The 13,118-nt window shown below is 53.8% G+C and carries 7 protein-coding genes; all 7 read right to left on the reverse strand.

The annotated features are described in order from the left end of the window. Window positions 1–2: 2 nt before the first annotated feature. Complete coding sequence (locus D3A97_RS00765) at window positions 3–1,742, reverse strand: GMC family oxidoreductase (protein WP_119075662.1); 1,740 nt, start codon at window positions 1,740–1,742, stop codon at window positions 3–5. Window positions 1,743–1,918: 176 nt separating this feature from the next. Further along, window positions 1,919–3,175 (reverse strand): hypothetical protein, encoded by a 1,257-nt coding sequence (locus D3A97_RS00770; protein WP_119075664.1) that lies wholly within the window; start codon window positions 3,173–3,175, stop codon window positions 1,919–1,921. A 3-nt stretch (window positions 3,176–3,178) separates the two neighbouring features. Then, entirely contained in the window at window positions 3,179–4,789 is a 1,611-nt protein-coding gene (locus D3A97_RS00775; RefSeq protein ID WP_119075666.1) for a M14 family zinc carboxypeptidase, read from the reverse strand. Further along, window positions 4,779–6,296: a RagB/SusD family nutrient uptake outer membrane protein gene (locus D3A97_RS00780; protein WP_119075668.1), complete on the reverse strand. Its 1,518-nt coding sequence runs from the start codon at window positions 6,294–6,296 to the stop codon at window positions 4,779–4,781. The genes D3A97_RS00775 and D3A97_RS00780 overlap by 11 nt, the downstream gene beginning before the upstream one ends. A gap of 15 nt (window positions 6,297–6,311) precedes the next feature. Then, on the reverse strand, window positions 6,312–9,494 hold the full coding sequence (locus tag D3A97_RS00785) for a SusC/RagA family TonB-linked outer membrane protein (RefSeq protein WP_232825807.1): 3,183 nt from the start codon (window positions 9,492–9,494) through the stop codon (window positions 6,312–6,314). A 174-nt stretch (window positions 9,495–9,668) separates the two neighbouring features. Then, complete coding sequence (locus D3A97_RS00790; protein WP_157986292.1) at window positions 9,669–10,910, reverse strand: hypothetical protein; 1,242 nt, start codon at window positions 10,908–10,910, stop codon at window positions 9,669–9,671. 12 nt (window positions 10,911–10,922) lie between these two features. Next, window positions 10,923–13,094: a HEAT repeat domain-containing protein gene (locus D3A97_RS00795; protein ID WP_119075672.1), complete on the reverse strand. Its 2,172-nt coding sequence runs from the start codon at window positions 13,092–13,094 to the stop codon at window positions 10,923–10,925. Window positions 13,095–13,118 lie beyond the last annotated feature (24 nt).

A 13,118-nucleotide genomic window follows, 5' to 3' on the forward strand; every position in this document is an offset into this window, starting at 1 on the left:
CTTTATAAATTTTTCTTCCTGAATTGATCGATCATGTATTCGGCAGCGCGGAGCGACAAGGCCAGAATGGTCCACGTAGGGTTTTTATCCGCCTGCGAAACAAAAGGCCCGCCATCCACTACAAACAGGTTCCGGCAATCGTGCGCCTGGTTGTACTTGTTCAATACAGACCTTGATGGATCGTTCCCCATGCGGGTAGTGCCCACCTCATGAATAATGGCGCCCGGCTTTGCCAGCCCGTATTGCTCGCTTTCACCGGGTTTCTCCCCGTTAGGCACACCACCCATCTGATGGATCAATTCTTCAAACGTATCGTGCATATGACGGGCCTGCTTCAGCTCCTGGTCCGTCCACTGGTAGTGGAACTGCAGAACAGGGATACCCCATTTATCTACGGTAGCGGGATCAATTTTGCAATAGTTGCTTTCCAGTGCAATACTTTCACCACGTCCTGCAAATGAAACGGTGGCGCCGTAAAACCGTTTTACATCTTCCTTCCAGGAAAGGCCGTACCCGCCGGCAGGTTTCTGCTGCCCGTTCTTGTCAGGGTATTTCCCGTTCAGCGCTTGTATGCCGAACCCGAAACCATACATGGGCATGGTCATTCCACCGCCCAGCTCAACGTGATAACCGCGGGCAAAACCGAGTTTTTTATTATCCAGCCACCAGGGAATGTAGGCGTGCATGCCGCCTACGCCATCTTCATTATACCGCTTCCGGTCCATCAGCTGTGGAATAAAAGCGCTGCGAACGGCCCCGGTGGAATCATGCAGGTAACGCCCCACCATTCCGCTGGAATTGGCAACTCCGTTGGGAAACCGGGCTGAGCGGGAGTTCAGCAATATCCTCGCAGACTCACAGGCGCTCGCCGCCAGCACCACCACCCGCGCACGTACCCGGTACTCCTGCAAATCCGTTTTATCAATATACAGCACGCCCGTGGCGAGGCCTTCTGCATTTGTGAGCACCTCGCGCACCATAGCGTTGGTATACACATCTACATGACCGGACTTCCTGGCAGGTTTGATCAGCACGGAAGAAGAGGAAAAATCGCCATACACGGAGCAGCCGCGGTTGCACTGGTTACAATAGAAGCACACGCCCCGGCTTTTGCTGATAGGGCGCGTCAATACGGACAACCTTGCGGGAATAACGGGGATATTGATCCTGGCGGCCGCTTTCTGGACCAGCAGTTCATGAAGACGCGGTTTGGGGGGCGGCAGAAAAAAACCGTCCGGTTCATTGTAAATCCCTTCACGCGTGCCAAATACGCCTATCATTTTATCTACGCGGTCATAAAAAGGCTTCACATCGTCATACGTAATGGGCCAGTCGTCTCCCAGCCCGTCAATGCTTCTGCGCCGGAAATCGTCAGGGCCGAAACGCAGGGAAATACGCCCCCAGTGATTGGTCCTTCCGCCTATCATGCGGGAGCGGTACCACCGGAACTCCGTATCCTTCGTGTTGGTATAAGGCTCTCCTTCTATTTTCCATCCACCCAGGGAAGCGGTAAACTCGCCAATGTCCCGGACCGTGCCAGCGCCCCTGCGCGGAGACTGGTAAGGCCATTTCAATTGTGTTTGCTGTTCCGGGTCTGCCGGGTCGTAATCTGGCCCCGCTTCAATTAATGCTACCCGCAAACCAGCGTCTGATAAAGTTTTTACGGCCATTCCACCGCCGGCACCAGACCCTACTATCAGCACGTCATATGCTTCTTCTCGTTCTATTATTTCGAATCCCATACCTGTTTTAAATGTAATTTGAAACCCTGTATACGGTCCATTAAAATTATTAGGGAAGCCGTGTCCTTACTACCTATTTCCTATATTTAAGTAACACTATCTTTCAAAACGGCAAAAAAAACCAGCCTGTCAAAATAGCTTCGATAGGCTGGCTGGCTAACCATTGATGAAAAATATCACACATCCCAGATAGATGCTGTTTCCGCCAGGTGAATCATGGAAGTGGCATCTCCATCTGTTACCTTATGGTTGTGGGTGTAGTTACAGCCGGTATAGAACAGGTACCAGCGCCCTTCAAAGGGCACCAGCCCTGTTGCAGGGTAAAGGCATAAACTGTCCTGGTCCGCTCCCGGCCATCCCCGGGCAATCCAGGGCAGGTTGCGGCAGGGGCGTTCCCAGTGAATGCCATCGCGGGAATAGCACCATTCAATGTCCATCGTTTGGTCTTTACAGCGGAAATGCCCCAGCATTCCCACTCTTCCTTTATCTGTATAGGTAACGTTCAGGTTGTAGAACTGCAGGTCTTCCGGGTCGTTCCCGTCAGGGGCCAGCACGCGTGACCTGCCGGTAAAGTGGATCCCGTCTTTGCTCACCATGCGGTCAATTACCCGTATAAAACCCGCCAGGTTATCATTACGCGCCCAGCGGGGATCACCGGGCTCCAGACCCATGAGGGTTACCGTATACAATTCAAAGGTGCCGTCCGCCAGCTGGTAAACGGTGGTGGCATCGTTACAGATCAAATGTTCCGGCGCATCTTTTTCATGCGCGGGCTTCGGGTTATTGCGTTTAAACGTGTCGCTTTTAGCCGTCACTTTCTGGCCGCTTGCCGTTACGCCGGTAAAGGTCACCGCCCGGTCGTTGGGGTGGTATAAACAGGGCTCGTGGGGAGTTAGCACGGTATAGTGCTGACCGTTTTCGCTCTCCGCCGCCAGAAACCGCACCACGCCTTTTCCGTGCGCCCAGAAATACAAACGGTGCCGGCCGTTTTTGAGCTGTATATATACGGGCTGCACCGGGTTCCAGCCCGCCGGCAGGTTGCCAATAGACAACCCGCCCGGCCCGGGTGTTCCCTCGGACAATTGTGCCAGCTGCACATCCATTTGCTGACCCGGTACGCCTTCCGCATAACCGATATTAAAAGTCTGCGGTTTTTCAGGAATAGCAGAAAACCAGATACGCCACTTCCCGTTGCCTAAAGGCACTGCCGGTGAATTAAAGTTCTGGATGAACTTTCCTTTGATGACTTCTTCCGGCCTGAGCACGACTCCTTTTTTCCGCCATTTTACAGGTTTGCACGGGCGGGGTATTGCTCTCCCCTTTTTCCAGGCGTCCGCATCTTTCAGATCACCTGCGCCGGCGGTAGCGGGTAAAAATGCCGCAGTAGCCACCAGCGTAGCCTGTTGTAAAAAATTTCTTCTGTTCTGCCCCATAGGTTATTTTTTCTTGAGTTGGTCCAGCACTGCTTTTGGGGGCGTCCAGCCGTAGGAACGTTTTACGCCCGCTTCATACTCGCAGGTAAGAATGGCCATGTCCATACCGGCTGCTTTGGCCGGCGGAATGTTCACCTGCACCTGCAGGTACCCCTCTCCTTTCCAGGCCTGATACCCGTCTGCAGCGCTCTCTTTCAGCAGATGCCCGTTCAGCCGTACCTGCTTCAGCCTGGCGTTCTCGTAAGGCACCCTTACGCGAAGCCCCATACCATATTTGATGCCCGCCGAGTCCAATGGTTTCCTGGTTGAGCGTTCAAATGCAAATTTGATATATGGGGTTGTTCTTAAAAAGGAAGCAATTGCATCTGTGTTGAAGCCCGGCTGTTGCCTGAGCCGCTCCACCAGCGTGTCCAGGTCCTCGTGCATCCAGCTGTTCCCCTTTGGTGTAAGCCCTACAAAAAAGCTTTCGCGGCCTTCCACTTCCGGGTATGCGATACCATGGCTAAAAGCCGCCTGCTGCTGCCAGATGGTTACCCGGCTATTCCGCCGCTCTGTTGCGTTCTTTCCATAAGCCACTACGAATTTCCCCACAAAGGCATGCACTTTATTGACGGGGTAGCCCTGCACGTTCTCGTCTGACCAAACGCCGTTCCCTATCTTGAACAGCCCTTTGGCGCGCGCAACGGCGCTTTGCTCCCAGGCCACTTCGAGCGTGCTTAACAAGGTGTGGTATTTCAGATAGGCGTACTGCGCCGTATAGAACAGGGGGCGCCCCCGCCACAACTGGCCTTCTGCCGCCTGCATGTTAGCGCTCCAGTGCATTTGCTGCGCATCCGCCTCTGCGCGGTCTGAGGGGAAACCCTCTTTCCTCCCCGCTTCCAGCATGGCCTCGGTAATACGCCAGTCCCACGGACGCAGGTTGCTGTTGGAGTATGCCGTTCCCGTTACCTCGAACATGATCTGACCGCGAAAACTTTTACCGCGCAGTTGTTTGATATGTTCCTGTTTGTATTCCTGCATACCGGTACCATGAATATCGAGATTGACATCGGGCCGGTAAGTATCAAAAACATGCAGCAGCGCCTTTACCTCCGGCGATTCATCCTGCCGGTTGTATGTGATGCCGTTGGTAAAATTCCATGATGTGGCGCCGCCACTGTTGTACGGGTCTATTTTTACCGAATTTCCGAACCGGTCGGTTTTAAAGAAGCCGTGCGGGTTCACGATGGGAATGAACAGTACCAGTTGCCTGTTCCTGGTTTCCACGGCCAGCGGATCGTTCCCCAGCAACCATTCCAGCACAGACAACGTTCCGGTAACGCCTGAGCGTTCCGGCCCGCCGTGTATAGAGGTGATGAGGGCTACCTGCTTGTTGTTGTCCGGAATGCCCCGGTTGGTGATCTTTGCCAGGTAGATGCCGTCTCCTTCCAGTGTTTGCCCGATTTTTTCATACGCAAACCGGTCGGGGAATTGCCGCTGCCAGTAGGCCAGCGTGTGCTCATATTCCTCGAGCGTTAACCGGTGAAGCGGCGGTCCCTGCCATACCTGTGCGGACAAGGGGCCTGTTGCCAGCAACAGTGCGGCTAACAGGCATTTTACATAGTTACTGCTCATAGCCCGGGTTTTGTTTTACTTTCGGTTCTAAACTTAATGTATTCGTTGAAATCGGGAACAGCAACAGGTATCTGTCAGCTGCGCGGGCCTGCAGGGAAGGCACAATTTCAAAAGCTTTATCGTACCGGACAAGGTCCCACCAGCGTTTACCCTCAAAGACCAGCTCCAGCAAACGTTCTTTCAATATAGCCGCGTCATTCTGCGCTGGGCTGCCGCTAACAAAGGTATGGGCCGGGAACTGGTCTTTATAGGCACGCTGCCGGATGCGGTTCATTTCGGCGGCGGGGTCCTGGCTGAGCCCATTTTTGGCCTCCGCCTTCATCAGTATAACATCGGCCAGCCGGTAAATAATAATGTCGCTTACATATTCCCTTACTCCGCCGGCGGTCACAATGCCGGTGCCTTTCATCACAGCCGCGGTGAAATATACCTGCGTGCCTCCTTCTTCCGAATAAATTTCATAGAACGACGCATCCCTGCGCGTATCGTCTGTGGTAAACTGGTCCCTCACCAGCGCTGAAGGGCTCCATACACTGTGGCCGGTGCCCGTAGGGCCAATCAGGTCCCGGGTGTACTGCGATACGTTGCTGGGCATTAGCCCCGCAAACATATACATATCCCTGAAATAGCTGAAGCCGGCTGCCTCCAGTTCCTGGAAGCGGATTGCCATCAGCACTTCCCGGTTACCTTTGTTCTGGTACTTGAAAATATCGGCAAAATTGTCCAGCAGCGTTGCATCGGCATCTTCCACTTCCGTACAGGCGTTCAACGCCGCCGTATAGTCAGCGGTACCACCATTCAGCCTTTTGGCCGTCCACAGGAAAACTTCCGCTTTCAGCGCATTGGCAGACGGCCTGGACCAGAAATACCTTCCCGCCGGAATGGAATTGTCCGGGAACAATTGCAGCGCTTCGGCTATGTCAGCCTTTATCTGCTCAAAAATTGCGGCAACAGGGCTGCGTTCCAGGTGTACCAGGGCGGGGTCATACCCCTCTGTTGGCAGCAAACGCAAAGGCAAATCACCCCAGGTGCGTACCATTACAAAGTATATATAGGCGCGCATGGCATACGCCTGCGCCAGTGCCCGCTGCTGATCAGCCGCGTTGGCAAAGCTGATGCCCGGCACATATTTGATCAGCAAATTGGCGGTGTTGATAATGGTATAATATCCTTTCCATTCCACCCCCGAGGAGTAGTTGCCGGTAGCGGCCAGGTTGTTCGGGTTCAGTGTGTTCTGATAAAACAGATCATACCCACCGGTGCCCGCAATACCGAACGTCATTACCTCGCTCCTTCCTTCTCCAAGCTGGTAGGTCATTTTATTCATTTCCCGCAGGGAAAAATACATGCCGTTCAACGCGCCCTGCACGTCACTCTCGGTTTTCCAGAAAGAAGCGTTCGTTATTACGCTAACGGGCTTCACTTCCAGCTCCCGGTTGCAGGATACCGAGCAAATAAATATCAAAAGGAGAACGGGACTTGTATGTAAAAAAAACTTGTATCTCATGACGAACCTGTTTAATTATAAGGTAATATTGATCCCAAAAATGAAGTTTCTTGGAATGGGGTAACGGCCAAATTCCTGCCCCCCGTCTTCAGGGTTCAGCCCCATGTATTTGGTAAAATAGTGCAGGTTATTCCCTGTAAAATGGAGGCGAACATTCGTCAGCTTCAGTTTGGATAATATTGGCTGCGGCAGGCTGTAGGCCAGAGTCAGCTCCCGGATAGCCAGGTAGTCGCCGGATTCGTAGTATTCCGAATTACCCCGCCGGATGTTGTACTCCGTTGCATCCTGCCAGTAGTACCTCGGTACATTGGTGACATCGCCCTGCTTCTTCCAGGAAAGGTCCGCAAATCTTTTCGTCATCACGTTATCCCCGTCCAGATTAATATCATAAAAAGCCCGGCCGTAATTGTAGATGGTATGCCCGGTAGTATAGTCCAGGCGGAGGGCAAGTGAAAAGTTCTTGTACTGCAGGTAGTTGGAAATGCCGCCTGTCCACACCGGGTACATATTGCCCACGTACACCATGTCCCTGGAATCTATTTCACCATTACCGTCCGCATCCAGCCAGATAACATCACCTCCGTGTTTGGTTTTATCCGCGGTGGGCGACACACGGTCAACAGGCGCGCCGGCCGCTTGCTCATCTGTAGCATATACGCCGAGCTGCTTGTACATGTAATAGTCCCCTATTCTTCCGCCTTCCTGCAGGCCGCCCTTCCACTGGTATGACTTGGAGGGCGCGTCCCATACATAGCTGCCTCCCACCCGGTTTCTTTCAATACCGTTTTCCGGCAGGCTTAAAATAGTGCCAATGGTTTTGGCCGCGTTGAAGGAAAGCGTCCAGGAAAAGCGGCTGGTGGGGGCCAGGGGTTGTATGCTAGCCTCCAGTTCAATTCCTTTGTTCTCCAGGCTGCCGTAGTTGGTGAGTATGCCGGTGAAACCGGTGGAGCCGGGCAGGGTGAGCGTGGTAATCAGATCGTCCGTTACGCGCCGGTAAGCGTCAAACATAATTTGCACACGGTTATTCAACAGGCCAATGTCTGTACCAACGTTCACGGTTTTGGAACGTTCCCACCGCAAGTCCGGGTTCGGAATGCCGGTATTCTGGATCACAGGCCCGCCGGCATATTGCCCTCCTACGCTATAGGTGCCCTGCGCTGTAAAGTCGCCCAGCTGGCTGATATTGCCGTTCACCCCGTAACTGGCCCGCAGCTTGACGGTAGAGAACATTTTGGGAACAGATGCCCAGAAATCTTCATTGTGCATGTTCCAGCCCACGGAGATGCCCGGAAAATAGCCCCACTTGTTCTGCTCTCCCAGGTTGGAAGCGCCGTCGTACCGCATGTTGATGGACAGCAAGTATTTTTGTTTATAGTCATAATTGATGCGGGAAAAGTACCCGAGGATCACCTGGTCGCTCAACGTGCTGCTCATGGATACGAACTGCCCCACCGCATTGAGGGTGGGTATCAGGTCTGTAGAAGCGCCCTGGCCCGCAGCGGCCACTGAATAAGCGCTGCGCTTGAAATAGGAGAAACCGGCCTTAACATCAAGGTGATGGTCCCTGATGGCCTTTACGTAGGTCAGCACGGCGTCTGCCTGTATCTGGTTGTTGCGCGAATCGTTGGCCGATGCGGCGCGCGTTGACACAATACGGCCTGACCCGTTACCATACGTTGGCTGGAAAGACCGGTTGAACCCGAATGTGCTGTTGTGAGACACCTGCGGTTCAAATGACAGGCCGTCCGCTATATCCCACCGCGCACCTGCGGTGAGGGTCAGGTTGTAAGAACGGTTCTCCGCATCCCGGTTCTTCATATGATAATCAGGGTTGCCCTGGTTGATCCGCCCCGGCGCCAGCGTACCATCTTCATACGTATACTTGGCAGTGGGCCGGGTGGCGGCTCCCCAGAAGGTGTAACTGTCAGACACCAGCCGGTTGTCAACCGCCTGTGCAAACATGGTCCGCGCAAAAAACTTCAGCTTGTTGGTGGCGTACAGGTCACCGTTCAGGTTAAACGTCAGCCTTTTGTAGAAGGTGGTTTTAGCGGTGCCGGACGCATCGAGGTAGCCAACGCCTGCGTTAAAGGTGGCTTTTTCCGTTCCCCCGGACACAGACAGGTGATGACTGGAAGAAATACCGGTCTGCATGGCCAGCGCCTGGAAATCCGTTTCTTTATAGATAATCGTTTTTGAAGGGTCTACCGGGTCCGGCATAGACTGCCAGCCTTCGTTCAGCTTATGCCGGTTGGCATCGGTCAGGTACATGGTGGTATAATCCGTATTCTTGGTAAAGTCATTACCGGTACCATATCCCAACGGCTGGGCAAGCCTTCCCAGGTAGGTAGGCAATTTTCCCGCTACCGCCACTGTTCCCAGGCGCCCCAGCGTAATGTACTGCTCCGCGGATGCCAGTTCGAATAAACGTACCACTTTGGACGTGGTAACATCCCCGGAGTACGTTACCTGCGTTTTACCGGCCTTTCCCGATTTGGTGGTGATCAACACCACCCCGTTAGACCCGCGGGCGCCATATATGGCCGTTGAAGCGGCGTCTTTCAGTACCTGGATGGATTCCACATCGTCTGGCGATATATTGTTAATGGTCCTGATAACACCGTCTACGATATATAAGGGTGCGGCCCCGTTGGGGTTATTGATAGAGGTCCCGCCCCTGACAATGATGCGGGGCGCCGTTCCGGGCTGGCCGGAAGTTGTTTGCACCTTTACGCCCGCCAGGGCCCCCTGCATGGCGGTACCCACATTGGCATAGGATATATTTTCCAGCACTTTATTGTCCAGCTTGCTGATAGCGGTGGTAACGGTTGCCCGGGACTGTTTGCCGTAACCCACTACTACCACGCCTTCCAGCTCCGAGGCTTTTTCCTGCAACGCAATATTCAGTTCCTGTTCGCCGGTTACCCGTACCTCATAAGGCTCATAACCCATGAGGCGAAATTCCAGCTCTCCGCCGCCGGCCGGCAGCAGCAATTGGAAGCGGCCCGATCCGTCTGTGGTGGTACCCGTTCCGGATGATTTAAGGCGTACGGTCACGCCCGGCAACCCCTGGCCTCCCGCTTCCCTGACAGTGCCATGAACGCGGACCTGCTGGGCCATCACGTTCAGACAGCCCAATAATATGGCTATCACCAGGCAGGCGGCTTTAAAGAGAAAAGCATGCCTTAACGGCTTCCTCAAAAAAACAGTTGACCCATTTTTTTCAAAAAAATACCTGTACATCATTGTATTAATTTTATTAACAATCGCTAGTGAGTGAAGAGAGTAGCGTAATCACATGTATAATCGTCTAATGGTATGCAACGTATCCAGTCTTAAAAGTAGGTTGATAAATGTGTTAAATCACCTGAATAATTATGGAATACTAATACTATCCTTCATTTTTTCAAATGCTTCCCTGAACAGATGGCCCCATGGCGCTTCCAGTGTTGCCAGCCAGCCTGCATCAAATGCCCCGTCTGCCGCGGCGGCCTGTTCCGGGCGGCTGAACGCCAGCCCGCCGGCGCCAAGCCGGCTTGTTTTCAGGTCAACATTGCCGGCAATACGCACCTGCCTGTCTCCATGTTCCTTTGCCAGAAACTGTACGTTTTCCATCAATATGCCCAACCCGGCAGCCGGGTGGGTTGCCTCCAATATGACGGGCCTGAAGGCGGCGCAGTACACCAGGGCGTTCCGCAGCGCATGGTACGCGGGCCTTTCGGGTTTTTCATTGAGGAAGTATACATCCACGCCCGCACAATCCCTGATGAGCACGTTATTATAAGTGGTAAAACTGTTCCCGGTATCACAGATGCCAGTGCCGTTACCTGCCGATATGAACCCTTCTACGTGAAAAGCACAGTCCGCATGGGCGCTAATACCATCGTCACCATTATACCAGGCCTGTATCTGTTCAAAACGTACCCGGTGTACCTGGCCCGTAATACCAAACCCGTCGTTATAAAAATTCTCGCACTTTATATTGCGGACGATCACATCGTGGACCTTACCGGAAAACTGCACGCCGGTTGGGCGTACGGGGATCTTAATGTCCAGTTCCTGCAATGTGCGGGCGGGGTCTGTCTTCAGGTAAAACGCACCTTCCGCCTGTACAAACGTCCATTCGAAAGGCTTCAGCTCCGCCGGGTCCCGAAAAGGTTCGTTATGCCCTTTCAGGCACCGCCCCATCCGCTCCATTTTACCATCAAACAGGAAAAAGTAGCGCCTTACTATGTCCATGTTAGCGCGTAACTGCCTGAACAAGGTGTCGTTCCTGTACAGTCCGTTTCCCAGATGCTCCCATTCCTGCGGGTTGACCGGCACACTTCCGGACAGGCGCACCCCGTTGCCTTCCACAATGATCGGTTTGCCTGGCGTACCGCTCCGGTCGTGAAAAAAAAGGAAGTCGTGCCAGGCCGTTTCCGTTGGCATCAGATGAATAACCGTTCCCGGCACGGCCAGTGATACCGCCCGCTGCAAGGATTGAACAGCTTGTTGCGGGCTGCTGCCGTTACCGGCGTCGTTCCCTTTTCCGGGATGAACGTAAATATGCTGGGCCCATACGGACCCCGGCAACAGGGTTGCCATGCAGCACAAAACATAAAACAAGCAGCGCATAGCGTATCATTTTTATTTTGGTCCTTTCATAAAATCCGGCCGCAGGCCAAACAGCAGGTCGTTCTCTTTCGCTGATATCAGGTTGAACGCGTTGGGGCCTTTCTTTTCCCGGTACACCAATACCCGCCAGGCCATTTCAGCCAGCTGCCCGTCTGCGTGTTGCGTGCGGAAGGCATGCAGGAGGTTTTCTCCTTCCTCGCCGCCATCAAGCAGGGCCTGGCCAACAGAGCGGTACCCCCAGGAAAGGTCTGACCGCGTTGAACCATTGCCGTACCGTTTAAACACTTCGCCCAGCGCGCCAATAATTTCAGCCTGTTTGGCGGCCGCCGCCTCATCTTTACGCTGCATCAGCTCACCCAGCGAAACGGCCGCCCGGCATTGCGTAACCACATCCGGATGCCGCAGGGCCGCTATCAGCACCTGCACTGCTTCCGGATTATTGCGCAGCTTGCCCAAACCGCGGGCGCTGGTATACCTTACGTACCCGTCTTTATCCTGCAGGCCCTTCCGGTATACGGGCGCCAGGTCCGGGAAGGCCTTTATGTCCAGTATGCGCATGGCCGTAAGCCGTACTTCCGGTACTTTATGAAATTGTGCCGCCTGTATAAACTCTTCTTTGGGAAATGGCTGCATGCGATGCAAATAGGCATGGCACACTTCCAGTAGCGGATGGCTCTTACGCCGCCCCACCAGGTCAAATATTTTCCGGACAGATTGCGGCCCTGTTAACTGTGACAGCGCATGTATGGCCATGCTCTGCACCCCTACCTCCACATCGCTGAGCGCATGTTCCATGGCCGGTATGGCCGCCCTGTCCCCTATTTTCGCCAGCGCCAGCAACGCCATGCGCCGCGTGATCACATTCCCGCTTTTCAGCAGGGGCAATACCAGCGCCGCATCGGCCGTACTGCTCCCCTCCGCCACCTGGCAAAGGAAGCGCAGTTTTTCGTATACGCTGCCTGACTTCAGCGCAGCCACCGTTTGCACCGGAAGGGGGCTTCTCAGGATATAGTCTGCGTCTTTGCCCAGGGTGAGAATTGTTTTGATGCCCTGCCGCCGCAGGTCCTTCCACAAATCATTATAAGGGCCGGAGGTACATGTGCTGATATCAGCAGATGTGCCCCTTGCCAGGAAGGCCAGGTCAAGGGCGGTTTTAGCCGCCAGGCCCCCGTTCACCCCGCCGTACACCAGCAACCTGTCTACAATACCGTTTTGCACCCACTGGCTGATATCCATATACATGTTACCGATTGTAGTATGCGTATGCGGCAGGGTGGCCCAGGTCATCGGCTTGTTCGGCATAACGGGGTCGAGAAAAACGCCCAGCCCCATTCCTTCTTTTACCAGCGCTTCTTTCAGCTCTTTAAAGAACAGCGTTACATATTCTCCCCGCAACTTGCGCCAGGCATGTACACTGGCCATTTTGGTAAACGGCTCGCGGCGGATGTCAATACCATACCGTTTTTTAAACTCCGCAACAACCGGCTCGCTGTACCCGAACTCATCTTCGAACCGCAAGGAAAAATTTTCCACATAGGTCAAAAACGCCACCCCTTTGTAACCGGCCTCTTTTGCCAGTTGCACGTGCAGGTCTATCAACGCCTTCCTGGCTGCCGGATAGGCCAGTTCAATAGTGCCGCCCTGCCTTCTGTAGCCGTACTTGTCAACCGGTACCCATTCCGGGTGGTCTATGCGGAGCCTGGACTCAAAGCAGAAAGGGAAGTCATTGAAACCGGGCGTATCTGCCGGCGAGCCCCAGTCTCCCAGGGTAGACACGCCCCATACATCAATGCCCACTTCAGCCCCCGCCCTGGTCACCAACCGCTCTACCTTCACATTTTCTATCAGGTGCCTGAACCAGCGCATAGCGGTGGCATACCGGTAGTTTTCCGGCCGAAAATAGAGGGTACGGACCCAGGCTGCTTCCTGCAATCCCCGCCAATACAAAGTTTTGGTGTTGTACAGCTCCTTCATCATGGCCAGGGCATCACGGATAGACCTGTCTGAATCAATGGCCATGGATTCGCCCAGCCAGTGGTTATCGCCGGTGCTAATGAAATTATCTACCGATTCAACATGCGGCTTGCCCGTTTCTCTCGCCTGCTGCCCAATGGCATGCAGCGCGGAAAAAGGAAAACACCATAAAAAAACAGGGATGATCATCCCCAACCTGCTACGTATCATAATTAATCAGGGGAAAAAAGGGGC

Origin of the sequence: Chitinophaga alhagiae (assembly GCF_003568665.1) — a bacterium.
In the GTDB taxonomy this organism is placed as follows: Bacteria; Bacteroidota; Bacteroidia; order Chitinophagales; family Chitinophagaceae; genus Chitinophaga; species Chitinophaga alhagiae.